This window comes from Pantoea sp. GM_Pan_4 (assembly GCF_026541005.1).
GTDB lineage: Bacteria > Pseudomonadota > Gammaproteobacteria > Enterobacterales > Enterobacteriaceae > Pantoea > Pantoea dispersa.
In genome coordinates this window covers 55,404-82,377 of the sequence record NZ_JALNUZ010000014.1, presented here as the reverse complement: position 1 = coordinate 82,377, position 26,974 = coordinate 55,404, and the positions used below count along the sequence as shown (strand labels likewise).

Below are 26,974 nucleotides of genomic sequence, written 5' to 3'. Positions count from 1 at the left end.
CTACAGGCGCGTTTATGACACTCTCTGCTGACTCCGCATCGTCATCTGACTTTCGCCTGTATGCGCCTTGCTGCCCGCCACCTCCGGCACGCGTTGTGATTCGCTAAGTATCGAACTTTCTGCGCCTCGCTTAGCGAGCGCGCTAACAACGTTTGTTTCAGGAGCAATGCTATGCGTTCTTCTTCTTCGCTGACTTCGCAGGCAGCGACGTCAGGCTTTGTGCTGCTGTGGGGCAGCGCAGCCATTTTCTCGCGTCTCGGGCTGGATAATGCCTCACCGCTGGCACTGCTGGTGGTGCGTTTTAGCATCGCGCTGGTCGCACTGTTGCTGGTGGGACTGTTTCGCCGCCGCTGGCTGCCGCAGCCCGGTACGCGCCCGCGCGTGATGCTGACCGGCCTGGTGTTGATCGGCGCTTATTCGCTGTGTTATTTCCAGGCGATGGCGGAGGGCGTGACGCCAGGGCTGATCGCCACCATCATGGGCATCCAGCCTATTCTGACGCTGTGCCTGGTGGAGCGGCGTTTGCCGGGCAGGCGCTTGCTGGGCTTAACGGTCGCGCTGGCGGGGCTGATACTGCTGGTGTGGCGCAGTCTGGCGGCGTCGCAGCTGCCGCTCAGCGGCGTGCTGTTTGCGCTGGCCGCGCTGCTGTGCATGACCTTCGGTGCCATCATGCAGCAGCGGGTGACGCAGCATCCGGCGCAGGTGCTGCCGCTGCAGTACGGTGTGAGTTTACTGCTGTGCCTGCTGTTGCTGCCGGTTAAACCTTTTCATGTCAGCTTCACGCTACATTTCTGGCTGGCCGCGCTGTTCCTCGGCGTGATGATCTCCGTGGTGGCCCAGCTGCTGCTGTATCGCTTACTGAGCGCGGGCAGTATCGTTAACGTCACCAGCCTGTTTTATCTGGTGCCGGTGATTACCGCGCTGCTCGACTATCTGCTGCTGGGTAACCGACTGCCGTGGCTGAGCCTGCTGGGCATGGCGGCGATTCTGGCGGGTATCCTGCTGGTGTTTCGTGCGCCACAGCCTTCGCGTTAACATCATGCCCCGCCAGCCGGCGGGGCATTTCAGCCATGATCGGTCAACGCCTGTGCGGCGCAAATCAACGCCAGATGACTGAGGCCCTGCGGCATATTGCCGCGCCACTCATCGCTGCGCACGTCGAACATTTCATTGAAGGTTTCCACGTTGCCGCGCTGGCACAGCTTGTCGAGGATCTGCTGCATAGCGCTTTCGGCACGCGTTGTCTCGCCCAGCGCCGCCCAGGCTTCCACCAGCCAGAACGAGCAGGCGATAAAAGTGCTCTCTTCCTGTTCCGTGCCGCTGTAGCGATACAGCATGGCGCTACCGTGTCCCAGTTCCTGCTCAATGGCACGGTAGGTGGCCTGCATACGTGCCGGGTTGACGCGGCTGCCATAGGGATGCACCAGCGCCAGCGCAGCGTCCAGCCTGCCGTTGCTATCGGGATAAAACACATACGCCTGTTTCTCTTCGTTCCAGCAGTGCGCTTCAATCCAGCTGCTGATGCGGTCGCGCTCGCGCTGCCAGCGTTTCAGCCAGGTCGGTTCAATGTGGCGCGCTTCGGCCAGCGCCACGGCACGGTCGAGGGCCAGCCAGCAGGCCATCTTTGAATGCGTATAGTGCTGCTGCTCCGGCAGTTCCCAGATACCGCTGTCTTTCAGCCGCCACCGATCGGCACAGTGATTGGCCAGCGCACCCAGCATGCGCGAGGTGGCTAAATCCAGTACGTGCCCGGCGCGTATAAACAACTCGGCGGTCGCCAGCATATCGCCGTACATGCTCAGCTGCAGCTGGTCGCGGGCGTTGTTGCCCACGCGTACCGGCTGGGAATGATGATAGCCACGCAGCGGCACAAAGCGTTCGGCAGGCACTTCGTTACCCTCCAGCGTGTAGCAGGTGCGCAGCGCGGTACCGTGGCGGATAATGGTTTTCGACAGCCAGGAGAACGCCGCTTTACAATCTTCCAGCGCACCGAGAAAAACAAAGGCTTTGATGATCAGACAGGCATCGCGTACCCATGCATAGCGGTAGTCATAATTCTTTTCCCCGCCAATGCCTTCCGGCAGCGAGGTAGTGGCTGCCGCCGCCAGCGCGCCGGTGGGGGAATACCATAAAAATTTCAGCGACAGCGCCGAGCGGCGCACGTGCTCAGCAAAGCGCCCCTGATAGCTCAGGCTGCGGGTCCAGTCGCACCAGGCGGTATGGCTGGTTTCAATCCGGGTATCGATCGCCTCCAGCGGCGGCACCGCCAGCGGTTCGCGCTCGGTGACCAGCAACGCCACCAGCGATCGACTGTCCGCAGCCGTTCGCAGCGTAGCGCTGATTTGCTCATCGTCACGCTGTTCAATCTGCCAGTCCTCGCTGGTGCGCAGCATCGCCATCAGATCGCCGATATGGTACACGTCGCCCTGTTCGGTGCTGTCCTGCCACGGCGAGCGCGTTTCGGCAACGGTGCCAAAGCGTAGCGTCAGGCGCAGTGTCACTTCGCCATCAACGCCTTCCACGCGCCGCGCCAGTTCACTCCACGGCAGACGGCCGGCCAGCGTGCTGTTTAGCGATTCGGTCAGCATTACGCTGCCGTTATCGGTAAAAAAGCGGGTTTCCAGTACGTTGCTGTCAGCACGGTAGGCGCGTTCGGTACGATAAGGGGCATCAGGTTCGATCTGGAAAAAACCGCCGATCTCGGGATCGAGCAGGCGATCAAACAACGGGGCGGAGTCAAGGTTGGGCGCGCACCACCAGTCAATCGCGCCGTCGGGCGCGATCAGCGCCACCGACCGGCCCTCGCCGATGGCCGCGTAGTCACCGAGACGCGCGAAGCCCCGTTCGCGCACCGGCGACTGGAACGTTTGGTTATTCATGGATCTTCCCTGTCAGCAGAAACGGCAGCGTGGCCGCCTGCTGGCAGCCACGTGATGCGGGTGGAATTCCCCGGTCAGACGGTACCGGTACCGCCATCGGAGCACCACACCTGACCTGAGGTGAAGCTGTTGGTGGTTTCAGCGAAGGTCACGTACAACGGCGCGATTTCAGCCGGCTGACCCGGACGCCCCAGTGGCGCGCTGGCACCAAACTTCTCGATTTTTTCCTGCGGCTGACCGCCGCACACCTGCAGCGCGGTCCAGTACGGTCCTGGTGCTACAGCATTGACGCGAATTTGCTGCTCGCCCAGCTGCTTCGCCAGCGCTTTAGTAAAGGCGGCGATCGCGGCTTTGGTTTGCGCATAATCCAGCAGGATGGCGCTCGGTTCATACGCCTGAACCGACGAGGTATTAATAATGGATGATCCGGCAGGCAGATATTCCAGTGCCGCTTTGGTGATCCAGAACATCGCATAAACATTGGTCTTAAAGGTGGCGTCAAAATCTTCCGTTGAGAGCGTACGGATAGACTCATTAAATTGCTGGCGACCGGCGTTATTCACCAGAATATCCAGGCCGTCGAGTTTTTCTGCTGCCTCTTTTACCAGCTGCTGGCAAAAAGATTCTGAGCGAATATCACCCGGAATCGCCACCGCTTTACGGCCTTCCGCTTCGATTAATTGCACCACTTCAGCGGCGTCCTGCTCCTCTTCTGGCAGGTAGTTGATCGCCACGTCTGCCCCTTCGCGGGCATACGCAATGGCTACCGCGCGACCAATACCGGAGTCGCCACCGGTAATCAGCGCCTTGCGCCCGGTTAAACGGCCAGTGCCGCGATAGCTGGTTTCACCGTGATCGGGACGGGGTTCCATCTTACTGGCTAATCCCGGAATGGGCTGATGCTGCTTTTTGAATGGCGGCTTTGGATATTCCTGGGTAATCAGCGTTTTGTTAGTAAATGAAGTCATACCTATCTCCTTGTACAGTGGAACGAGTAAATTAAGCCTGGCAGAGATGTGATATTTGTCACGTCAAAAAATAAGCAGTCGCGCTTTATTAAAGCGTGGCGGCAGTGGATGAAATGATATTTTTAGTTACAAAATCACTAACGTAATGATTATTTTAGCGCTGCGTAAGCTGTGCGCATTATTAAGCGAATCGGCCTGCTTGCGGGATAAAAATTTGTTCCTAAGCTCTATGCATAACTTTACATAATAACCGGCGCTGGCCGGCCCGAATAATTATGAGCGATGGCTTAAACGAGGCGTTAAATGAGCGAAGCACAATGTACCATTATATTTAATGGTGAGCGCTTAAGCGGAACCGCAAATCAACCGTTAATTGATTTTCTGCAGGAGCAGGGAAAAAAACTGCCTCACGTCTGTTATCACCCGGCGCTGCCGCCGCTGCAAACCTGTGATGTCTGCTGGGTGGAGGTGGATGGCGAAGCGGTGCGCGGCTGCACGTTACGCAGCGCCGAGGGCTTGCGCGTGGTCAGCCAGAGTGCGGTACTGCAGGCGGCACAGCAGGAGGGCATGGACCGCATTCTCAATCGCCACGAACTCTACTGCACGGTGTGTGAGCACAACACCGGCGACTGCACGTTGCATAACACCGTCGCGGACATGCACATTCCGATTCAGTATTACCCCTACCAGCGCAAACCGGACAGCAAAGACCACAGTAATCCGTTTTATACCTACGATCCGGATCAGTGCATTCTGTGCGGACGCTGCGTGGAAGCCTGCCAGAATGTCGAGGTAAATGAGACGCTGTCGATTGATTACAGCGCCGATCACCCGCGCGTGCTGTGGGATGGCGGAACGCAGATTGCCGGTTCCAGCTGCGTCAGCTGCGGGCACTGCGTGACCGTCTGCCCGTGCAACGCGCTGCTGGAAAAAACCATGCAGCCCGACGCCGGACCCTTCACCGCGATGGATGAAGACCTGAAGCGGCCGCTGATTGATTTCGTCAAATCGCTGGAAAACAGCATCGGCATGGAGCCGATCACCGGAATTTCGCTGATCGATGATGCGCTGCGCAAAGTCGAAATCAAAAAAACCAAAACCGTCTGCACCTATTGCGGCGTCGGCTGCAGTTTTGAAGTCTGGACGCGCGATCGCCACATCCTCAAAATCCAGCCGGTGGCCGATGCGCCGGTTAACGGCATCTCAACCTGTGTCAAAGGCAAATTTGGCTGGGATTTTGTGAACAGCCCAAACCGGCTGACCACGCCGCTGATTCGTGAAAACGGCCAGTTCCGCCCGGCCAGCTGGGAAGAGGCGCTACAGCGCGTGGCCGACGGCCTGCGCGCGGTTGCACGCCAGCACGGCGGTAACGCGATTGGTTTTATTGGTTCCAGTAAAGCCAGCAATGAGGAAGCCTACCTGACGCAGAAGATCGCCCGTCTGATTTTCGGCACCAACAACGTGGACAACTCCTCGCGCTATTGCCAGAACCCGGCGACGGAAGGGCTGTTTCGCACCGTGGGCTACGGCGGCGATGCCGGTACGCTGCGCGATCTGCAGCAGACCGACCTGATCATCACCGTTGGCAGCAACCTGGCGGAAAACCACCCGGTTTTCGCTTCACATATCAAGCAGAGCCACAAACATCGCGGACAAAAGCTGCTGGTGGTCGATCCGCGCCGTCACGAAATGGCTGAGCGCGCCGACTGTTATCTGCGCATCCGTCCCGGTACCGACATGGTGTGGGCATCGGCGATGGCGCGCTACATGTTCGATCACGGTTATGCCGATGAAGCATTCCTGCGCACGCGCGTTAATCAGGTGGCGGAATATCGCGCCTCGCTGGCTCCGTTTACGCTTGAGATGGCCAGTGAAGTCACCGGTCTGAGCGTGGCGCAGTTGACCGAAGCCGCCGAGATGATTGGCAACGCGGGCAGCGCCTGCCTGCTGTGGGCGATGGGCATTACGCAGCACAGCCACGGTGCGGATACCAGCACCGCGCTTTCCAATCTGCTGCTGGTCACCGGCAACTACGGTCGCCCCGGCACCGGTGGCTACCCGATGCGCGGTCACAATAATGTGCAGGGTGCCAGTGATTTTGGCTGCTTAAGCAATGTCTATCCCGGCTACGAAAAAGTGACCGATGCGCAGGTGCGGGAAAAATGGGCGCGCGCCTGGGGCGTGGCACCGGAAGCGCTTTCCGATGAAGCCGGGCTGGATAACTTCATGATGGTGGAAGACGCGCATGAACAGCGGGTGCGCGCCATGTACATCATCGGCGAAGAGACCGCCTTTTCTGATGCGGACTCGACCAAAGTGCACGAAGCCTTCAGCCGGCTGGATTTCATGGTGGTGCAGGACATCTTCATGAGTCGCACCGCTCAGTTCGCGGATGTGGTGCTGCCTGGCTGCCCCAGCCTGGAGAAAGAGGGCACCTTCGTGAATACCGAACGGCGCATTCAGCACTTCTCGCCTGCGTTTGCGCCGCTCGGCGACAGCCGGCCTGACTGGCAGATATTGACTGAGGTCGCGGCGCGTCTCGGCCATCACTGGCACTACCCGAATCCCGGCGCCATCATGGCAGAAGCTGCGGGTATCGCCACGCTATTTGCCGGGGTCAGCTATGAGAACCTCGTCGGCTGGCAGTCACAGCTGTGGCCGGTAAACGCCGACGGCAGCAGCACGCCGCTGCTGTATACCGAGGCGTTCGCCTTTCCTGATGGCAAAGCGCGTCTGTATCCACTGACGTGGCAGCCACCGATGGAAGCGCCCGATGAGCAGTACGATCTGCTGCTGAACAATGGACGTATGCTGGAGCATTTCCAGTCGACTAATCAGACCGGGCAGGGCGGACGCATCAAATCGCTGTCGCCCAACTGGTTTGTTGAGATTTCGCCGCAGCTGGCGCAGGAGCGGCAATTACAGCAGGGCGACTGGGTGGAGCTGCGTTCGCGCCGGGGCAGCGTGGAGGTGCCGGTGGTGGTGACCGAACGGATGGCCGGAAATGTGCTGTTCATTCCTATTCACCATGGCAAACCGGGCATTAACGGGCTGACCGGTGAACATCACGATCCCGACGTCAACACGCCCGCCTACAAGGAAATTGCGGTGATGATGCGCAAACTGGCGCATGCGCCACAGCCGCACCCGATTCCGCTGCACAACTTCCGCCACGGCCAGCGCACGCCGCTGGATCATCTGCCCGTTGAACAAAAATGGCAGCAGCCTGAATACCGGCTGCCGCCTGAACACGTTTCGCATCCGGAGAAAAGCTAATGGCCGAACCGCTGCACTATCAACCCACTCCGACGCGCACCGAACCCAGCGCGCAGGAAGCGCTGAACGAACTGCTGGAGAATCTGCATCAGCACGGTTTCCTGCGCCTGGCTAATGACATGGTAAAAGCCAACAATGACATCGGCAAAATCGTCGCCGCCGGGCTTAACCGGCCCGGCACGCAGAATGCGGTTCAGAACCTGTCGCTGCTGTTTATGACCCTCAGTACCGTACCGCCGGAGCGTTTCAACCATTTGCTGCTGGCGCTGCGCGATGCCCTGCTGGCGATGAAGCCGGCCAGCGACACGGCGCAGCAGGAAAAAAGCGCGCCGGGCGTCAGCGGCGTGCTCAAACTGCTGAATGATGAGGCGCTGTGGCAGGGCATCCGGCCACTGCTGGCGGCGCTGGAAACCTTCGCGCGCGCAATGCAGGGTGATGAGGAGAAGCCGATAACCCGCTACAGCGGTAAGCCGAGCCGTGAGTAGCCAGGAGTGGGTGCTGCTGATCGCGCGCGGTCAGTTTGCCCTGACAATGGGCATGCACATTACCCTGGCAGCGCTGACGCTGGGGCTGGCCCCGTTTCTGGTGTGGTTTGAAGCGCGCTGGCTGTGGGGCAGACGGCCGGAAGCGCATCAGGCGCTGCACTTCTGGATCAAGGTATTCGCGCTCACCGTGGCGATTGGCACCGTCTCCGGCGTGATCATGGAGTTTCAGTTCGGCACCCACTGGTCGGTGTTTGCCAGCAAAGCGGGCGGCATTATCGGTCCGCTGATGCTGTATGAAGTGCTGATCGCTTTTTTCCTCGAGTCGGCGCTGACCGGCGTGATGCTGTTTGGCATCGATCGGGTGAAACCCGGCGTGCATTTCGCCATTACCTGTCTGGTGGCGCTCGGCGCGATTTTTAGCGCTTTCTGGATCCTCGCCGCTAACTCCTGGATGCAAACGCCGCGCGGTTTTACGCTCAACGACGCCGGCCAGTTCACGCCGGACAGCGCCTGGAGTTTGATTTCCGCGCCCTCGTTTGGCTGGCGGCTGGCGCACATGCTGCTGGCCTCGTGGATCAGCGTGGCGTTTTTGCTGGGTGGTGTCGCGGCGTGGCGCCTGCTGCGTAATGCTGGCGAGGCCGCCAGCCGGCTGATGCTGCGCAGCGCGCTGACGGTGTCGCTGTGCATCCTGCCGCTGCAGATGGTGGTGGGCGATTTGCACGGCGAAAACACCCGTGACTATCAGCCCGCCAAACTGGCGGCCATCGAGGGCAGCTGGCAGCCGCCTGCGCCAGGGGAGGGCGAGCCGCTGCGGCTGTTTGCGCTGCCCGATCAGGCGCAGCAGCGGAATCACGCCGAGCTGGCGATCCCGGCTATCGGTTCGCTCTACCTGCGCCATAACCTCAGCGGCCACATCAAAAGCCTGCGTGAGTTTCCGCGCGACAGCCTGCCGCCGGTGCTGCCGGTGTTTTTTGCCTTTCGCCTGATGGTGGGACTGGCGCTGCTGATGCTGCTGAGCAGCCTGGCGGGCAATGTGCAGCGCTGGCGCGGTCGCCTTGATCAGTCGCGGCGCGTGCTGCGTCTGCTGGCGCTGATGTCACCGGCTGGCTTTATTGCGCTGCTGGCGGGCTGGGTGGTGACGGAGGTTGGCCGGCAGCCGTGGACAGTATACGGCATGCTGCGTACCGCCGACAGCCTGGCGCCAATGTCCCTCGGCAGCAGCGTCGCCATTTTCGTGTCGGTGGTGGTGATTTACGCACTGAGTTTTGCCTTTGGCCTGGGTTATCTGCTGCGCCACCTGGCGGCGCCGCTGCCGGATCCGCAGGCGACGGCGGTAGCGGAAACCATACAGACGCCAGCCTGAGGAGGGTGAGGATGTTGGTCGAACTTTCTGCTGTGCTCCTGCTGTTTGCCCTGCTGATGTATCTGGCGCTGGATGGCACGGATAGCGGCGTGGGGATGCTACTGTACAGTTTCGACCAGCCAGAAGAACGGCAGTGGATGGTGCATAGCCTGCTGCCGCTGTGGGATGCCAATGAAACCTGGCTGGTGTTGCTGGCAGGCGGCATGCTGGCGCTGTTTCCGCCGCTGTACAGTCTGCTGCTACAGACGCTGAAGGTGCCGCTGTTTCTCTTCCTGCTGGCGCTGTTTTTGCGCGGGCTGGCGCTGGCGTATCGCGGTCAGCCTGACGAGACCGGGCGACGCTGGCTGGACCGGCTGCTGATGGTCAGCTCGCTGCTGGCGGCGTTTCTGCCAGGCTGGATGAGCGGGTTGATGCTGGTGTCGCGTCCGCCCAGCGGGATTGTGATTGATTTTTCGCTGGTGCCGCTACTGTGCGGCCTCGGGCTGGTGGCGGTTGATCTGCTGCTGGGCTGCTGCTGGCTGTGCTGGCGCATTGGCGAGCCGGTGGTAGAGCGGGCGCGGGCGCTGGCCATGCTGTGGTGGGTGGTGACGCTGGCCTGCTTTATTGCCGTGCTGCTGCTGGAGCCGGCGCTGTGGCAGCAGAGCTGGCAGCGCTGGCCGGGAAAAGTGTTGCTGAGCCTGTTGCCTGCGCTGTGGCTGCTGCAGCTGCTTACGCTGTGGCGGGAAGCGATGGTGGCGTTATTGATGATCACGCTGGTGCAGACGGGCGTGGTGGTCGCGGCGCTGGCGTGCGGGCTTTATCCGTGGTTGCTGCCGTGGCAGCTGGAGATGCACCAGCAGGCCTCCTCGCCGGTGACGCAGGGGTTTGTGGTGACGGGTTTATTGATTGTGTTGCCGCTGACGTTGCTGTACCACAGCTGGGCGTTCTGGGTGTTTAAGCGCCAGCCGCAGGCAGCGCAGCGGTCGCCATAAATGGCGACCCTACAGGGACCATTCCCGGGGGCCATTAATGAATACCGGCATCGGATCTGAGGTCATCTGTAGGGTGCGCATTCATGCGCACCGGAATGGCTGCACAGAAATATCAGGGTGAACAGCACGGTTAATCCACCGCCGGAATGCGCATAAACAGCGTGCCGCGATAGGGGATCGGCAGGAAATCACGGAACAGGGTTTCCAGCGTCTGCTGCGGATCGATGTCGGCGAACAGCTGCGGATATAGCGTTTTTGCCATGAACTCGGTCACCGCAATGTGCCACGGGCTGAGATAAAAATTCATCCAGATGACCGCCGCATGGCCGTTGCGAATCGCTTTCAGCTCGCGCAAGCCGTTCTGCTGCGCTGAGCTGGCGGAAACTGCTTAGCACCGCGTCGGGCGCGACGTCCGGTCCGAGGCGCAGCAGGCCTGCGCTGGCGTTATCGCCAAAGCCGGTGGCAAAGTAATATTCAGGCTGGGCTGCGATCACCTGCTCCTCACTCAAACGGCCAAACACGCCGTGCTGGGTTTTGCCAGCAATATTGTCGCCGCCGGCGGCGTTGAGCAGCTCGCCCAGACTGCCGTTAATCGCCGTCACGCAGCACTCGTTGCGCCGTCCCAGATGCAACTGCAACAGCACCGTGGGTTTCGGCCCGTGATAGCGCGCCAGCCGTTCCTCGATCACCTGCAGATGCGCACTGTAAAAGCGGTTGAACGCCGCCGCGCGCGCCTGCTGATTCAGCACCTCACCAAAAATCTCTACGCTGCGCCGGGTGTTCTTTAACAGATGTACGCGCAGATCGATCTTCACTACCGGAATATGCGCAGCATTCAGGATGCTGACCAGCCTCAGATCGGCATCATCGTAGCGCGCCAGACTCGGCAGAATGACCACGTCCGGTCGCAGGGCGAGAATCTGCTCCGGATTGATCGCCTGAGGGCCGCCCGATCCGAGCGTCGGGATGTTCAGCATCTGCGGAAACCGCTGCGCAAAACTGTTCCACGTCTGGCTGTCATACTTTTGCAGATCGCGCGGCCAGCCGACGATGTGGCGGAACGGGTCATCCGGCGCCAGCAGTGCCAGGGTATACAGCATGCGGCTCTCACCCAGCACGATGCGCTGCGGATTATCGGGAATCTCCACCCGATTGCCGTCAATATCGGTGATCACCCTGGCCAGCGCGCTGGTGCTGAACGCCAGCAGCAGGAGGGCAGCCAGCCAGGCTCGCCACGTCAGCGGCTTTTTCGCTCGATCAGAATTCAACGCTGGCCTCGACCATCAGGTTACGGGTTTCCCCTTCGCGCACGCGCAGGTTGCCGCCGCTGGAGGTGTAGTAGTGCTTATTGAACAGGTTATTCAGGTTAAGCTTCAGCTGGGTTTTCTCGCCAAACAGCTGATTATTCCAGGCGATAAAGCTGTCGGCGACCACATAATCCGGCAGCGTAAAGCTGTTCTCCGGATCGCCGGCGCGTGAGCCAACGTAGCGCGCACCGCCGCCGACGCGGAAGTCACCGGGAATGCCGTTCAGCGTCAGGTTATGGCTCAGGTAAAGCGCCCCGGCGTGACGCGGTGCATTCTGCAGGCGGTTGCCATTGTTCGCCGGATTGACGCCATCGTCGACGATTTCGGCTTTATCGTAGCTGTAGTTGGCGCTCAGATCCCAGCCCGGTAGCACTTCACCATTGAGCTCAAATTCAGCGCCGCTCGAACGCGCTTTATTGATGGCGCGCGTGGTGCCGTTGATATTAAGCGACATATCGCGTTCGTCGATGCGGTACAGCGCTACGCTGGCAAACAGCCGGGGCGAAATCTGCCACTTGCTGCCCACTTCCCATGTGGTGCCCTGTTCAGGCTTGCCGACGTTGCCGTCATCGTCGACGTCAGTCGACGGCGTGAAGGATTTGCTCACGCTGCTGTACAGTGAGACATCCGGCGTCAGTTTGTAAATCAACCCGGCCTGCGGCAGGAACTTGTTGCCCTCGCTGTCCAGCGTTTGCACCACCGGATCGAAGCCCTTTGACGCGCGCTGTTCATAGTGCTGATAGCGTCCGCCCAGCACCGCAATCCAGTCGTCGGTGAGCGAAATGCTGTCTTTGGCGTATACCGAGCGACTGTGCAGGCGGTTAAGCAGGTTGGCGTTGGCGCTGTTTTCACTGCTGCTGTTGGTGATCGGTGCCAGCATATCGTATTGCGGATCGTACAGGTTGAAGGCGGTGTTCGCTTTGCCCTGATACTGGTGCGCACGGTAAGTCTGGTTCATTTCATAATCGGTGCCGAACACCACATCGTGCGTCATGCCAAACAGCTGCGGCGAACCGATCACATCCCATGCTACGTATTTGGTTTTATGGTTGAAGCCGCGGTTGGCATCGGCGCGGCGCGTCACCACGCCGGTGGCAGGATTGAGCGCCGTGACCCGCACTTCGTTGTTGTCGTACTGACGCTGGTTCCAGCCAAAAGTCAGGCGCGTGCTCCATGCCTCATTAAACTGCCAGTCGTAGTGCGCGTTCAGGGTTTTATTGTGGCCCCACGCATGGTTAGCTTTATCGTCAAGGCGATCTTTATAGCCAATCGCCACCGGTTGACCGTTAACAAACGCCGTGCCGCGATCGTAAGGAATATCGTACTGATAATCTTCGTAGCTGATGAGGAAGCTGGCCTGCTCGCCATACCACTGTAGCGAGGGGGCGATTAAGGTGTGTTTATCGCTGCCGAAATTGCGCCAGTAATCCTGACTTTGCTTTTCAGCAATCAGGCGAAAAGCAAAACCGTTGCCGAGCGGGCCGGTGACGTCCAGCGTGCCCGCGCCGCCGCCTTCGCTGGCCGCGCGACCGCTGACTTTGGTGTGCCAGGTGTATTGCGGCTTTTTGCTCACAATATTGATCACGCCACCGGGATTCTGGATACCGTACAGCAGCGAAGCCGAGCCCTTCAGCACCTCGACACGTTCGGTGGTGGCGTCGAAATTCAACCCCTGGCTGCTGCGCACGCCATCACGATAGATGGAACCATCCGAGTTGCTGCCAAAGCCGCGCCGTACAAAGCCATCTTCGGTACCTGCCAGCGTATTACCTTCGCTTACGCCGCTGACAAAGCGCAGCGCGTCGGCGAGGCTGGCGGCCTGATAATCCTCCAGCTGCTGTTGCGTCACCACGCTCACCGATTGGGCTTCATTGAGGCGCGACACCGGCGTTTTACTGGCGACCGAACTGCTGGTGGCGCTATAGCCGTCGTCACTGTTTTGCTGCTGCGCCGTCACGGTGAGGGTGCTGTTTTGTTCAGCGGCAAGGCTGTCAGTACTGCTGAGTGCCGTTACGCCGTAAATAGCGGCAAGGATAGCCGGATGGCACAATAATTTAACCGCCCGCGGTGAGTTGTTCTGCATCGAATATAAACCTGGTGTAATTGCGGGATTATTTATTCCGCGCAACGAAGCTATCAGTAAAATGCTGCCGGTGACGAACAGGACATTCGCGGCCCGGCATTGTTATGCCATCAGTCAGCGGAAAAAGGCGGCTGAGATGTAATTGAGAATCATTCAAACATGAAAAAATGTAGTAGTAAACGTAAATGATGGTGTGGATACTACAGCAGAACGCGGCAGGGGATTTTAAACCGGATCAGTCAGGAAAATCATTTACAATCAGTTAATTATGCTTTTTTGTGGTTTGAGGCTGGCCGGGTTAAGCCAGGCGAGAAGGGAGTGTTCAGCGGTAGCGGCGCAAATTTTTACTACAAGCCGGCCTGCCGACGCGGTTCACAACGATGCGATATTACTAACAGGCAACATAATGGCGGCAAATAACATTAAAAATCGGGTGGATGTATTCGGTGAACGCTACCGTGCGCGCGTCACGACATTATCGGCCAGCCTGCAAACGGTGGCGCGATATATCCACGAACATCGTGAGGCTATATTAGACGCGACTGCATTGGATATCGCCCAGGCCACCCAAACCTCTGACGCCACCGTGGTGCGCACCGTTCAGGCGCTGGGCTTTGCCGGTTTGCGCGATCTGAAAACCACGCTGGCAGCGTGGTTTGGTCCGGCGCAAAACTCGGAAGAGAAGATGAGCGCGACCATCAGCGAACTGTCGTGTGACATCAACTCCGGCATCGATTTTGTGCTGGGCGGCCATCAGCGCGCCTGCGAAGTACTGGCAGAACCGGTCAACCGTCAGGCGGTGGCGGCTGCGGTGACACTGCTGCTGGAAGCGCGTCAGGTGGCGCTGTTTGGCATCAACGCTTCCGGCATTCTGGCGGAGTACAGCGCGCGACTGTTCCGGCGCATCGGCCTGCCGGCGGTGACGCTTAACCGTGCCGGGATTGCGCTGGCAGAACAGCTGATAACGCTACAGCGCGGCGATGTACTGATCATGATGGCGCAGAAATCGGCGCACCGTGAGGGCATGACGACGCTGAAAGAGGCGCAGCGGCTGGGTATGCCGGTGATTCTGCTGACCCACGCGCTGGATTCGGCGTTTGCGCAGCAGGCGGATGTGGTGATTAACGTGCCGCGCGGCGGTGAAAATGGTCGCATGCCGCTGCACGGTACGGTGCTGGTGTGCCTCGAAATGCTGATTCTGGCGGTGGCCTCCGCCAGTTCGGCACGCACGGTTAAAACCATGAAACGCATTCAGGATCTCAATCGATCGCTGAAACCCACGGCGAAGAAGGCGGGCTAACCGCACATCACTCAGGCGCGGCGGCGGGACGATTCACTCCGCCGTTCGCTTCCGGATCTATTTCACAGACTCGCTTGCAAGGCGCGCGTGGCTGTCGTTAATATTAAGGAAATAAACATTTCCTTAATGAGTCTGCGTTAACGGCGCGGTAGCGCAGAATCGCATCAAATAAGGAAATGCTCTTTACCAAAATAACCGGAGAACGCTTATGTCACTGCCTGCCCTGAACACCGCGCCGCGCTGGTCACAGCCCGTCGATCACCTGCCGCAGTTTAACCATGCTTACGCCACGGTCGCGGGCGTGCGGCTGCACTACGTCAGCGGCGGCAATGCGCAGGGACCAGTGCTGGTACTGCTGGCGGGCTTTCCGCAGAGCTGGTTTGCCTGGCGTAAGGTGATGGCGCAGCTGGCGGCAGACTATTTCATCATTGCGCCGGATCTGCCCGGCCAGGGCGACTCCGACAAGCCTGCCAGCGGTTATGACACCACCTCGCTGGCGCACAGCGTGCAGGGATTGTTGCAGCAGTTAGGGGTTGAGCGTTACTACCTGGCCGCGCATGACGTGGGTGCCTGGGTTGCCTGGCCGCTGGCGATGCTGCACGGTGATGCCATCAGCAAACTGGCGCTGCTGGATGCCGGCATTCCCGGCGTGACGCTGCCGGATGCGCTGCCTGCGACGCCGGACAAAGCTTGGAAAACCTGGCATTTTGCTTTTCACCTGTTGCCGGATCTGCCGGAAGCGCTGATCGCCGGTCGTGAAGCGCTCTATCTGCAGTGGTTTTTGCAGCGCAAGGCAGCCAGCCCGATGGTGTTTGGTGACGAAGAAATGGCGGAATATGTGCGGCTGCTGCAGCAAAACGGCGCGCTGCGCGCCGGCATGGCGGCGTACCGTGAGGTCAGCACCTCGGCGGAGCAGAATCGTCAGTTGTTGCAAACCCGGGGCAAACTGGCGATCCCGCTGCTGGCGGTAAGCGCCGATCAGGGCTCAATTGCTGATATGGCACAGCCGCTGCGCACTTTTGCGGCCGATGTCAGCGGGATTCGTCTTGCGCACTGTGGTCACTTTATCCCGGATGAGCAACCGCAGGCGCTGGCCGACGCGTTACGTCAGTTTTTTGTGTAACGCATCACTTAACCCTGACTATCCATGCGTAAGCGGCCGCGCCGTGAAGGGGGTGCGGCTGACTTGCAATAGCCACTGCATTGCGGCTAAGATAGGAACCAGTTGGTTTATAATTGCAGTGGAGGGCAGTGATGAAGAACCTGACCGTCATCGGTCGCCCGCGCGAGTTCGAGCTGGAAGAGGCCGCCCGCAGCGCCATGCACGTTTTCTGGGATCGCGGCTATGAAGCGGCGTCGCTACCGGATTTGATCGCCGGGACCGGTTTATCGCGCGGCAGTCTCTACAAGGCGTTCGGCGATAAAAAAGGGCTGCTGCTGGCCGCGCTGGATATCTACATGACCGAAGGTCTGAAAGCCACCTCGGATATTCTGGCGCAGCCCGGCGTGGTTAAAGCGGCGATTCGTGCCTCGCTGCTGCGTTATGCCGCGCTCTCCAGCGGCGAGAGAGGGCGGCGCGGTTGTCTGGTGGTTTCACTCACCACCGAGATGGCCGCGCATGATGAACAGATTGCCGAACGCACGGGGCGCATGTTCCGGCGTTTGCAGCAGCTGTATGCGGCAACACTGGTGCGTGGTCAGCTGAGCGGAGAACTGCCCGAGCGTGATGAGCAGGTGCTGGCCCGCTTACTGGTTTGCCAGATTGAAGGGATGCGCATCCTCGGTAAAACCGGGGCAACGGAAGCTGAAATGAATGCCGTAGTGGACTGCACAATGCGTCTGCTCGACTAATTTTTTTATCCATATTGGAACCAATCGGTTCCTTAGTGAGGTGTTGTGATGTCCGATCCGCACGCGTTAAATCCCGAGCCACGCCGCTGGGCGATGTTTATCGTCCTGCTGACAGGCGCATTTTTACCCCCGCTGGACTTCTTTATTGTTAATGTGGCGCTGCCGTCGATTCAGAGCGATTTGGCCACGTCCGGCTCGGCGGAGCAATTTGTCATCTCGTCCTATGCCGGGTTTTATGCCGTCACGCTGATCACCGGCGGTCGCCTCGGCGATCTGTTTGGCCGCGGGCGCATGTTCTTCGTTGGCCTGACCGGTTTTGCAGCGGCTTCTGCGCTGTGTGGCTTTGCCTGGTCACCGGGTGCGCTGATCGCTGGCCGCGTGCTGCAGGGCATCACTGCAGCGATTATGGCACCGCAGGCGCTGGCCTCGATTCAGGCGATTTTCCCGGAGGCGGAGAAATCGCGCGCGCTGAGCCTGTACGGCGCGGTATTTGGTCTGGCCTCGGTGATTGGCCAGGCGCTGGGCGGCATCCTGATCTCACTCAACCTGTTCAATAGCGGCTGGCGCGCCATTTTCCTGGTCAATCTGCCGGTGGCGCTGCTGGTGGTGCTGTTTGGCATCCCGTTGATTAAAGAGACGCGTGCTCAGCACGCGCGCAAGCTGGATTTTGGCGGAATGGGACTGTCGATAATGACGCTGGGTCTGCTGATCGTGCCGCTGATTGAAGGGCGAGAAGCGGGCTGGCCGCTGTGGGCCTGGCTATCGCTGCTGCTGGTGCCGGTGCTGGGCACTCTGTTCTGGCGCTATGAAAGCCGGCTGGCAAAGCAGGGCGGCGATCCGCTGATCGATCCGGCGATTTTCAGCGTGCCGGGGCTGGGGCTGTCCCTGCTGCTGGCGCTGCTGTTCTACTCGATTGGCGTATTCTTCCTGCTGTTCTCGATCTATTTACAGGGCGCGCTGCATCAGGGCGTACTGAGCGCCGGGCTGATCTTTCTGCCCTTTGGTGCGGGTTTTCTGCTGGGGCCGTTATCCACGCCTTCTGCGCGACGGCTGATTGGGCCTTACGTTAACGCCACTGGGATGGTGCTGGAAGTGGTCGGCCTGCTGGGCCTGGCGTGGCTGATGGCCAGCACGCCGGTTGGGATGTCACCAGCGGCGCTGCCGCTGGCTCTGGGACTGTTTGTGGTGGGGTTTGGCCAGGGGCTGGCGCTGCCGACGCTGATGCACATCGTCACCGGACGCGTGGCACCCGCCTGGGCCGGGATGATTGCCGGTATCGCCAGCTCCACCTTGCAACTGAGCACGGCGCTGAGCGTGGCCATTATCGGCGGGATCTTTTATGCCGTGCTGGGCACGGGCAAGGGGCCGGGAGAGATTACCCATGCCTTCATCGTGGCGATAGTGTGTATGTCGATCTGTCTGGCGGCCGGCGCGCTGTTGAGCATCCGGCTGGCGCGCAGGCCAGCCACACAGGCGGCGGTGCTTAAACCCCTCAGCTAAGTTCGCTCGCTCTAACCAATCGCGTCCATTCCTCAGAACGACATCGTGACACCGGCGTACCAGGCGCGGCCCGGTTCGTTATAGGTCGATGCCCCGGCATTTTCGCGATAAACGCGCTTGTCAAACAGGTTGTTGATACCGGCGTTGGCGCTCAGGTTTTTAGTGATGTCGTAGTTGAGGTTCAGCCCGACAATGGAATACGGGCTGATTTCACGCTGCGACAGACCACGGCTGGCCTCGAGACTGGTTTCCGCATACTGGCGTGGCTTCTGTCGACCGTATTGCGTCCAGTTGATGTTGGCGCTGAGCGCCTCGGTCGCCTGCCACTCCAGCTGCGAGTTGATGGTAAATTCAGGAATTACCGTCAGCGGGTTGCCGGTTTTTTTGCTCTCCGAGCGGAACATATAGGTGGCATTGGTGCGCCACTCCAGCGTGTCGGCGATCAGCGGGATGCTCAGATTGCCTTCCAGCCCTTCGACGATCGCCTTGCCGCCGTTTTCCCAGCGCAGCAGGTTATACGAGCCGGTTGAAGCCACCGGCGTGGTGCCGGAGATGATTTTGTTTTTGTAATCATTGCGGAACCAGGTGATGCCCGCGACATAGCCCTGATTACTGAACTCGATGCCCACTTCTTTATTCACGCTGATCTCGGGATCGAGGTCTTTGCTGCCCAGCAGGTAACAGCGTGACAGGCCAATCGGACAACCGTTGCCGCGCGTCGACAGGATATAACCCTCAGTGGACTGATACAGGTTTGGCGCTTTAAAGGCGCGCGCAATACCGGCTTTCAGCGTGAAGTAATCACCGAGGCCCTGCGACAGGTTGAGGCTCGGGCTCCAGTTAGCGCCAAACTGATCGTGATAGTCGAAGCGCAGGCCGGGAATCACTTCGGTGGAGTCGGTGGCGGCGATGTTGTCTTCGAAATAGAGCGAGCTGATGGTGGCGCTGTTTTTACTGTCACGCTGCGAACCGTCGCTGGAAACGCCGCCGAAATCGACGCCCGGTGCGCTGGTGGCCTGGACCGATGCCGGATCGTTAAGCTCATCGCGATTCCACTCAGCACCCAGCGTAACGGTTTGATCGACCAGCAGCTGCAGCGGGAAATTGATCTCGCCGCCGGCGCGATAGCTCTCCAGCCGGCTGGTAGCGTACGTATCGCTGTTGATCATCCCTTCGGTGCTGCCGCCGGAACCTTCTTTCAGACGGGTATTGTTGGTTTTCTCATAGCTAAAGTTAAGCTTAGAGGTGCCCCAGTCCCAGATGCCGTTGTGCACCACTCCGTAGTTCTGACGATACAGGCGGTTGGTTTCGCTGCCGTACAGCGCTTCCACCAGCCCGTTGGCGCTGGCATTGCTGTTGCTGTTTTGCGTGTCGCCGGCATAAATATTGCCCTGGCGACTGTAGCCATAGCTGAAATCGACAATCTGCGTCGGGGTGATTTTCCACGACAGCACGCCGTTGATGTCTTTGTTACGCACCCCTTCGCGTCCGGCGGCGTAAGATCCATTTTGCGCGGTATTGATGTCGAAGGCGTCGGCATCCGTTTTGTTCAGGTTGCCGTACAGCCGCATGGTGAGTGCCTCACCGGCCAGCGGACCGCTGAGGTTGAAGTTTGCGCGGCGGGTGGCGCCTTCCTTGTCATCTTCTGGCTGGTTAGTGAACAGCGACAGCGAACCGTGCCAGTCATTGGTGGGGCGTTTGGTAATAATGTTGACCACACCGCCAGCGGCACCGGAGCCATAACGGGCAGCGGCCGGACCGCGTATCACCTCAATGCGTTCCACCATTTCCGGCGGTACCCAGTTGGTATCTCCGCGTGAGTCGCGCTCACCGCGCCAGCTGTAGCGCACCGAGTTACGGGAGGTGACCGGCACGCCATCGATCAGCACTAAGGTGTTTTCCGGGCCCATGCCGCGAATGTCGATCTGGCGGTTGTTACCGCGGCTGCCGCTGGCGCCGTTACCGGTGAGGTTAACGCCGGGCATTTTGCGGATGATGTCCGCGAGGTCGTTAACGGGCGGACTTTTTTTGATGTCTTCAGCGGTAATGGTGGAAACTCCCGGCTGCTGCTTCAGCTCCTGCTCTGCCGTCACAATCATCGACTCATCGTCGGCCAGCTTCTCCGTGGGTTCAGCGGCAAACACCGGTGAGGTTAACAGGCCTGCCAGGCACAGTGCGACCGGACGCTTTTTGCCACATACAGTTACATTCACTTATATCATCTCCCTGATGCGTTAACATTTGTAAGCAAATGCGCATGATAATGAGAATGGTTTGCATTGTATATTGGTGTGCAACTTCTTTACATTCCTGCGTAAATCGCCTCACCGTGCCGCTTTTTTGTCAGTTTTTGTCAAGAGGGCAACATAGATGCTTAGACGGGAACGTTATGGCTAATAAGCAAATCATTCAGCATGGCAGCATTAGCAGGTGCCTGATTTGCGATAACAATCTGATTTTTGCGCGGCGACAGGGCCGCATTCAGGCCAGCAAAGAACCCTATTGCCGGATTTCGGCAATAGATATCTGTTTTTCGCATTTGTGATCGCTGCCTATCTTCCTGAGAATGGCTGCGGGACGTTTTGAGGATGACAATCCTTTGCGCCACGCGGCTTTACGCGACATGGGCAAAGGGAAAAATACATCGCTACCTCGACGCCTTTTCCCTGCCGGGAAACATTTTAAATATCAGGAGAAAGGTTCCAGTGAAATTCGCAAAAGGTATCACCCTTTTCGCACTCGCTCTCAGTGCGCACACCGCGTTTGCCGCCGAACAATCCGTCCCAACCGACAGCTCACTGCATGTACAGGCTGATGCCGCGCTGAAAAGCCTGGTGCCCGCCGACGTGGCGAAGCGCGGCTATATTGTGGCAGGAACCAACCCCAACACGCCGCCCACCACCTTCTATAAAGAAGACAACAAAACGCTGGCCGGCCGTGAAATTGACATCATGAACGCGGTCGGTGAGCGTCTCGGCATTCAGGTGCAGTGGCGTGACACCGGCGGCTTCGACAACATCATTCCGGGACTGAAAACCGGCCGCTACGATGTGGCCTTGTCCAACATCAACGCCACGCCGGCGCGCGCCAAAATTATCGACTTCGTGAGTTACTACGACGCCAGCCGTCTCGGCATTATTTCGCGGAAAGACGCCAACGTCGCGCCGTTCAAAACCCTCGACGAGGTGTGCGGTAAAGAAGTCGGCGCCGGTTCCGGCACCACCCAGGTGACCCGTCTGGAAGAGGCCAGCAAAGCCTGTGAAGCGGCCGGGAAAAAACCGATTAAAGTGTCAGTGTTCCCGGATCGCCCGGCGGGTGTTCAGGCCGTGGTCAGCGGGCGTGTGCCGATGTTCCTCGGCCCGTACGAAGGCCTGCTGTGGCAGGTGAAAGTGATCAAACCGCTGACCATGAGCGGCGAAATCACCGTACATGATGCGCCGGTATCGGTCGCCTTCCCGAAAGATTCCGCGCTTGAACCTGCCGTACAGGCAGCACTGAACTCGCTGATTAAAGATGGCAGCTACCAGAAGATCCTCGATAACTGGGGTATCGGCTTTGGCGCGGTTAAAGAGTCAAAACGTAATCAGGATATCTTTCAATGAGTGACTTTCACGACCACACCGACGATCTGAAAATCGTCGGTAAACGCTACTACGGACGCTGGCTCAGTGCGCTGGTGGTGCTGTTGTGCGTGGTGGCGATGGCGCATTCGATGATCAACAATCCGCGCTTCGAATGGGGCGTGATTGCGGAAAACTTCACCGGCGAGTCGATCCTGCAGGGCGTGCTGATGACGCTGCAGCTGACCGCGATTTCGGTGGTGCTGGGCTTCGCCTTTGGCACGGTGCTGGCGCTGATGCGCCTGTCATCCAACCCGGTGCTGGTCGGCGTCAGCTGGTTCTATACCTGGTTTTTCCGCGGCGTGCCGATGCTGGTACAGCTGTTCCTGTGGTACAACATCGCGGCGCTGTACCCGACCATTTCGCTGTCGCTGCCGGGTCTGGGTGAGATCTGGAGTACCCAGTCTAATGCGCTGGTCAGCCCGTTCAGCGCGGCGGTGATCGCGCTGGTGATGCATCAGTCCGCCTATGCGGCTGAGATCGTGCGCGCCGGGATTCAGAGCGTTGGCAACGGCCAGCTGGAAGCCGCCCGTGCGCTGGGTTACCGTCCGGCGCAGATTTTCCGCCATACCGTACTGCCGCAGGCGATGCGCGCCATCATGCCGCCTGCCGGTAACGAAATCATCGGCCAGCTGAAAACCACGGCGGTGGTATCGGTGATCTCCCTGCAGGATGTGCTGTTTTCGGCGCAAATCATCTATCAGCGCACCTATGAAGTGATCCCGCTGCTGCTGGTGGCGACGCTGTGGTATCTGCTGATGACTTCGGTACTGTCGGTTGGTCAGTTCTACGTCGAGCGCTACTTTGGCCGTGGCGTCACGCGCCGTGAAAAGCGCAGTTTGCTCAAGTCGCTGCCCGGTTTCTCCGCGCCTAAAGCCGAAAGGAGCGTAAGCAATGGCTGAAGCGATCGCCTTACGTAAGGTGACCAAACGTTTTTCCGGCGTCACCATTCTGGATGAAGTTAATCTTGATATCCCGGCTGGCTCGGTGACGGTGATCCTCGGACCGTCCGGCTCAGGCAAATCGACGCTGTTGCGCTGCATTAATCATCTGGAAAAACTGGATGGCGGCACGATTCGTATCGGTGGCGAGATCATTGGTTACAAGCAGAAAGGCCATGCGCTGCACGAGCTGAGCAGCAGCGAGATTGCGCGTCAGCGTGCCGAAATCGGCATGGTGTTTCAGCAGTTCAACCTGTTCCCGCACCGCACCGTACTGCAAAACATTGTCGATGCGCCGATGCGGGTGAAAAAACAGAGCCGCCAGCAGGCGACCAGCAAAGCGCTGTCGCTGCTTAAGCAGGTGGGGCTGGCCGGGCGCGAAGAAGAGTGGCCGCAGAATCTCTCCGGTGGTCAGCAGCAGCGCGTGGCGATCGCCCGTGCGCTGGCGATGGATCCCGGCGTGATGCTGTTTGATGAGCCCACGTCTGCGCTCGATCCGGAACTGGTGGGTGAAGTGCTGCAGGTGATCAAACAGCTGGCGCACTCCGGCATCACCATGGTGATCGTGACACACGAGATCGGTTTTGCGCGCGAGGTGGCCGATAACATCGTGTTTATGGAAGGCGGGCGGATTGTGGCGGCGGGGCCGACGCAGCAGGTGCTCGACGATCCGGAAAACGGACGGGTAAGAAACTTTATTGCAACGGTGCTGTAAGCACCGTTTTTCATTTTTGACTCCAGGAAGCATGATGACGCAAAAACCGGTGATGCACAGCGCCCACTGGGGTGCTTTTACTGCCCGCCAGCAGGGCGATCGGCTGACCATCGAACCGTTTCACGGCGATCCCGATCCCAGCCCGCTGCTGCAAAACTTTCACAATGTCCTGCATCACCCGGCGCGCGTGGCGCAACCGATGGTGCGCCGTGGCTGGCTGGAAAATGGGCCCGGCGCGGATCCACGTCGCGGTAATGACGACTATGTGGCGGTGAGCTGGGAGCAGGCTTACACGCTGGTGGCGCGCGAACTGCAGCGCGTCGGTGATGCGTATGGGCCGGAAGGCATTTTTGGTGGCTCATATGGCTGGTCAAGTGCCGGCCGTTTTCATCACGCGCAGAGCCAGGTGCACCGCTTTCTTAACACGGTGATGGGTGGCTATGTGCGCTCGGTGAACAGCTACAGTTCCGGTTCGGCTTCGGTGCTGTTACCGCATATCGTTGGCGACATGAATGAGATCGCCCGCCGCGGCGTCAGCTGGGAAGAGATCGCCCGGCATAGCGAGATCGTGCTGGCGTTCGGCGGCCTGGCGCTGAAAAACTCGCAGGTGGCAAGCGGTGGTCTGAGCGAACATACCGAACGCGGCTTTATGCAGCAGGCGGCAGAGCGCGGCGCACGCTTTATTTCGGTGAGCCCGTTGCAGAGCGATCTGCCCGATGAGGCGCAGGGAGAGTGGCTGGCGCTGCGCCCCGGTACCGATGCGGCCTTCATTCTCGGTCTGCTGTCGGTGCTGATTGACGAGCAGCGCACCGATGAGGCTTTCCTCGCGCGTTACACCGTCGGCTGGCAGCAAATGGTCGCCTATATTCGCGGCGAAGAGGACGGTACGCGACGCGACGCGCAGTGGGCGGCTGAGATTTGTGGCGTCAGCGCGGCAACAATCACCGATTTTGCCCGCCAGCTGCACGGCAAGCGCGTGCTGGTTACCGTGGCGCACGCGTTGCAGCGCGCGGAACACGGTGAGCAACCGGTATGGCTGGGGCTGGTGCTGGCGGCCGCGCTGGGACAGCCGGGGCTGCCGGGCGGTGGATACACCTATGCGCTCGGCGCACTCGGCCATTACGGTAAGCATCATAATCTGGTGAGTTTCCCGGCGCTGCCGCAGGGCAGGAACGGTATTGACCGGCTGATTCCGGTGGCGCGCATCGCCGATATGCTGCTGCATCCCGGCACGCAGTTTGATTACAACGGCCGGCGTCTGACCTATCCGCACATCCGTCTGGCCTACTGGGCGGGCGGCAATCCGTTCCATCATCATCAGGATCTGGCGCGGCTGCGGCAGGCGTTTTGCCAGCTGGATACGCTGATTGTGCACGAGACCGCGTGGACCGCCAGCGCGCGCCATGCGGATATCGTGCTGCCTGCCACCATGACGCTGGAGCGTGAAGATATCGGCGGTGCGCCGACCGATCGTCATCTGTTTGCCATGCAGCCGGTGGCGCAACCTTACGCGCAGGCGCAGGATGACTACACCATTTTTGCTGAACTGGCGCGTCGTTTAGGCCGTGAAGAGGCATTCACCGAAGGACGCGACGCCCGCGGCTGGCTGCGCCATCACTATGCGCAGCTGCAGGAAAAACTGGCCGCGCATCAGGTGACGATTCCTGACTTCGACCAGTTCTGGCTGCAGGGTGTGATTGAACTGCCGCAGCTGAAAGATGGCGGGCGGATGATCAATGCGTTTCGGGCCGATCCGGCGGCGGCACCGCTACCGACGCCGAGCGGCAAAATCGAAATCTTTTCCGCCACCATCGCCAGCTTTGGCTATGAAAATTGCCCCGGCCATCCGGTGTGGCGCGCGCCGCAGCAGCAGCCGGATGCGGAACATCCGCTGTGGTTGATCGCGAATCAGCCGGCCACGCGTCTGCACAGCCAGCTGGATTTTGGTGACTACAGCCTGAGCGGCAAACGCGAAGGACGTGAGGTGTGCAGCCTGCATCCGCACGATGCCGCCGCGCGCGGCATTACCGACGGCGACATTATCGAGTTGTACAATCAGCGCGGTCACGTGCTGGCCAGCGCTCGCGTTACCGAAAGCATTATGCCCGGTGTGGTGCAGTTGCCGACCGGCGCCTGGTACGATCCGGTCGATCCCACCGCGCTGCGACCGCTGTGTCGCCACGGCAATCCGAATGTGCTAACGCTGGATATCGGTACTTCATCGCTGGCGCAGGGCTGTAGCGGACAAATCACCGTGGTGCAGTTGCGCAAATACCGCGGCGAGCTGACGCCGGTGCAGGCATTTATTCCGCCGCAACCGGTCAGCTACAGCACTGAGATTATCTGAGGCCGTGCAGGGCTTCGCCTACCGCATCAAATAGCCGGTCCAGTTCGGCCGGCTGGGTATCAAACATCGGGCCGAACTGCAGCGTATCGCCGCCAAAGCGGACGTAAAAGCCGGCTTTCCACAACGCCATGCCCGCTTCAAACGGCCGCACGGTCGCGTCACCTTCACGGGGTGCCAGCTGAATGGCACCGACCAGCCCGCAGTTGCGGATATCCACCACCTGCGGACAATCGCGCAGCCCGTGCAGCGCACGTTCAAAATGCGGTGCCAGTTCGGCCGACTGGCTAATCAGCGCCTCGTTTTCCAGCACGTCCAGCGTCGCCAGCGCGGCCGCGCAGGCCACCGGATGCGCCGAATAGGTGTAGCCGTGCGCAAACTCAACCGCGTGCTGCGGCAGCGGCTGAGACATAAAGGTGTGATAGATTTCGCTGCTGGCCACCACGCCGCCCAGCGGAATGGCACCGTTGGTAATCTGTTTGGCGAAGTTGAGCAGATCCGGTGTGACGCCAAAATACTCCGCGCCGCTCCAGCGTCCCATGCGGCCAAAGCCGGTGATCACCTCGTCAAAAATCAGCAAAATATCGTGCTGCGTACAGATCTCACGCAGGCGCTGCAGGTAGCCGTGCGGCGGAATAATCGCGCCGGCAGATCCGGACAGCGGTTCAACGATCAGCGCGGCAATAGTCGAAGCATCATGCAGTTCAATCAGCTTCAGCATCTCATCCGCCAGCGCCTCGCCGCCCGTGGCGGGCTGACCGGGTGTGAACGCCAGCTCTGGCTGCAGCGTATGCGGCAGGTGATCAACCTCCAGCAGCTGACCAAAGGCCTTACGGTTGCCGCCGATTCCTCCAAGGCTGGTGCCGCCAATGTTCACGCCGTGATAGCCGCGCGCGCGACCAATCAACCGGGTTTTATTGGGCTGGCCTTTGGCCCGCCACCAGGCGCGCGCCATTTTCACCGCAGTATCCGCCGACTCCGAACCCGAACCGGTAAAGAACACGTGGTTGAGATGGCCGGGCATCAGGCTGGCGATGCGCTCGGCCAGCTGAAACGACAGCGGATGGCCGTACTGAAAGCCCGGCGAGTAATCCAGCGTACCGAGTTGCTGTGCGACTGCCTGCTGGATTTCACGGCGCGTGTGGCCTGCGCCGCAGGTCCATAAGCCGGACAGACTATCGAAAATCTGGCGGCCGTCGCCATCGGTCAGCCAGTGGCCGTGCGCGGCGACAATAAAACGGGGATCCTGGTGAAAATAGCGGTTAGCAGTGAACGGCATCCAGTGCGCCTGTAAATTCAGGTCGGCGGTATTGATCGGCTGTGACATCGGGTTTTCTCCGGCATGTGTTAAGCAGAGTTTGCAATCCGCCC

General features: G+C 59.7%; 18 protein-coding genes and 1 pseudogene. 13 read left to right on the top strand and 6 right to left on the bottom strand.

Annotated elements, in window-relative coordinates; all coding sequences use genetic code 11:
- The first annotated feature begins 171 nt into the window (after positions 1–171).
- Positions 172–1,035 (top strand): DMT family transporter, encoded by an 864-nt coding sequence (locus OXR61_RS20750; RefSeq protein ID WP_021509548.1) that lies wholly within the window; start codon positions 172–174, stop codon positions 1,033–1,035.
- A 29-nt stretch (positions 1,036–1,064) separates the two neighbouring features.
- On the opposite strand, the gene OXR61_RS20745 is transcribed toward OXR61_RS20750, so the two are convergent.
- A complete protein-coding gene (locus OXR61_RS20745) occupies positions 1,065–2,879 on the bottom strand; it encodes a glycoside hydrolase family 15 protein (RefSeq protein WP_021509547.1) in 1,815 nt (604 codons plus the stop codon).
- A 74-nt stretch (positions 2,880–2,953) separates the two neighbouring features.
- Positions 2,954–3,847 carry an SDR family oxidoreductase gene (locus OXR61_RS20740; RefSeq protein ID WP_021509546.1) on the bottom strand — a complete coding sequence of 298 codons (894 nt, stop codon included), beginning with the start codon at positions 3,845–3,847 and terminating at the stop codon, positions 2,954–2,956.
- Positions 3,848–4,150: 303 nt separating this feature from the next.
- Between OXR61_RS20740 and fdhF the strand changes: the two genes are divergently transcribed.
- Genes fdhF through OXR61_RS20720 form a run of 4 tightly spaced genes read left to right on the top strand, consistent with a single transcriptional unit; the run spans position 4,151 to position 9,942 of the window.
- Positions 4,151–7,123: a formate dehydrogenase subunit alpha gene (gene fdhF, locus OXR61_RS20735; RefSeq protein ID WP_021509545.1), complete on the top strand. Its 2,973-nt coding sequence runs from the start codon at positions 4,151–4,153 to the stop codon at positions 7,121–7,123.
- The gene (locus tag OXR61_RS20730) at positions 7,123–7,608 is read left to right on the top strand and encodes a hypothetical protein (protein WP_021509544.1); all 486 of its coding nucleotides are present in this window, start codon (positions 7,123–7,125) and stop codon (positions 7,606–7,608) included. The genes fdhF and OXR61_RS20730 overlap by 1 nt, the downstream gene beginning before the upstream one ends.
- Positions 7,601–8,971: a cytochrome ubiquinol oxidase subunit I gene (locus OXR61_RS20725; protein WP_031280112.1), complete on the top strand. Its 1,371-nt coding sequence runs from the start codon at positions 7,601–7,603 to the stop codon at positions 8,969–8,971. The genes OXR61_RS20730 and OXR61_RS20725 overlap by 8 nt, the downstream gene beginning before the upstream one ends.
- Positions 8,972–8,982: 11 nt before the next feature.
- A complete protein-coding gene (locus OXR61_RS20720; protein WP_021509542.1) occupies positions 8,983–9,942 on the top strand; it encodes a cytochrome d ubiquinol oxidase subunit II in 960 nt (319 codons plus the stop codon).
- Between the two features lie 130 nt (positions 9,943–10,072).
- Here OXR61_RS20720 and OXR61_RS20715 read toward each other — a convergent pair.
- A pseudogene (locus OXR61_RS20715) lies at positions 10,073–11,165 on the bottom strand (ABC transporter substrate-binding protein).
- Between the two features lie 34 nt (positions 11,166–11,199).
- Positions 11,200–13,332 carry a TonB-dependent siderophore receptor gene (locus OXR61_RS20710; protein ID WP_021509540.1) on the bottom strand — a complete coding sequence of 711 codons (2,133 nt, stop codon included), beginning with the start codon at positions 13,330–13,332 and terminating at the stop codon, positions 11,200–11,202.
- Positions 13,333–13,738: 406 nt separating this feature from the next.
- Here OXR61_RS20710 and OXR61_RS20705 point away from each other — a divergent pair, with 406 nt between their 5' ends.
- The 4 genes from OXR61_RS20705 (at position 13,739) to OXR61_RS20690 (ending at position 17,983) form a co-directional block, all read left to right on the top strand.
- On the top strand, positions 13,739–14,632 hold the full coding sequence (locus OXR61_RS20705) for a MurR/RpiR family transcriptional regulator (RefSeq protein ID WP_021509539.1): 894 nt from the start codon (positions 13,739–13,741) through the stop codon (positions 14,630–14,632).
- A 208-nt stretch (positions 14,633–14,840) separates the two neighbouring features.
- Positions 14,841–15,755, top strand: a complete 915-nt coding sequence (locus OXR61_RS20700; RefSeq protein WP_021509538.1) for an alpha/beta hydrolase — start codon at positions 14,841–14,843, stop codon at positions 15,753–15,755.
- Between the two features lie 131 nt (positions 15,756–15,886).
- Positions 15,887–16,483 (top strand): TetR/AcrR family transcriptional regulator, encoded by a 597-nt coding sequence (locus OXR61_RS20695; protein WP_021509537.1) that lies wholly within the window; start codon positions 15,887–15,889, stop codon positions 16,481–16,483.
- Positions 16,484–16,531: 48 nt separating this feature from the next.
- Positions 16,532–17,983, top strand: a complete 1,452-nt coding sequence (locus tag OXR61_RS20690; protein ID WP_021509536.1) for an MFS transporter — start codon at positions 16,532–16,534, stop codon at positions 17,981–17,983.
- A 32-nt stretch (positions 17,984–18,015) separates the two neighbouring features.
- Here OXR61_RS20690 and OXR61_RS20685 read toward each other — a convergent pair whose 3' ends face one another.
- On the bottom strand, positions 18,016–20,196 hold the full coding sequence (locus OXR61_RS20685; RefSeq protein WP_021509535.1) for a TonB-dependent siderophore receptor: 2,181 nt from the start codon (positions 20,194–20,196) through the stop codon (positions 18,016–18,018).
- A gap of 492 nt (positions 20,197–20,688) precedes the next feature.
- Between OXR61_RS20685 and OXR61_RS20680 the strand changes: the two genes are divergently transcribed.
- Genes OXR61_RS20680 through OXR61_RS20665 form a run of 4 tightly spaced genes read left to right on the top strand, consistent with a single transcriptional unit; the run spans position 20,689 to position 25,606 of the window.
- A complete protein-coding gene (locus tag OXR61_RS20680) occupies positions 20,689–21,585 on the top strand; it encodes an ABC transporter substrate-binding protein (protein WP_021509534.1) in 897 nt (298 codons plus the stop codon).
- The gene (locus OXR61_RS20675) at positions 21,582–22,505 is read left to right on the top strand and encodes an amino acid ABC transporter permease (RefSeq protein ID WP_021509533.1); all 924 of its coding nucleotides are present in this window, start codon (positions 21,582–21,584) and stop codon (positions 22,503–22,505) included. Before OXR61_RS20680 ends, OXR61_RS20675 begins: the two co-directional genes overlap by 4 nt.
- Positions 22,498–23,259, top strand: a complete 762-nt coding sequence (locus OXR61_RS20670) for an amino acid ABC transporter ATP-binding protein (RefSeq protein WP_021509532.1) — start codon at positions 22,498–22,500, stop codon at positions 23,257–23,259. Before OXR61_RS20675 ends, OXR61_RS20670 begins: the two co-directional genes overlap by 8 nt.
- A 34-nt stretch (positions 23,260–23,293) precedes the next feature.
- Positions 23,294–25,606: a molybdopterin-dependent oxidoreductase gene (locus OXR61_RS20665; RefSeq protein ID WP_021509531.1), complete on the top strand. Its 2,313-nt coding sequence runs from the start codon at positions 23,294–23,296 to the stop codon at positions 25,604–25,606.
- Here the strand turns inward: OXR61_RS20665 and OXR61_RS20660 are convergent.
- Positions 25,599–26,930, bottom strand: a complete 1,332-nt coding sequence (locus OXR61_RS20660; RefSeq protein ID WP_021509530.1) for an aspartate aminotransferase family protein — start codon at positions 26,928–26,930, stop codon at positions 25,599–25,601. The two genes, OXR61_RS20665 and OXR61_RS20660, sit on opposite strands and share 8 nt — an antisense overlap.
- Positions 26,931–26,974 lie beyond the last annotated feature (44 nt).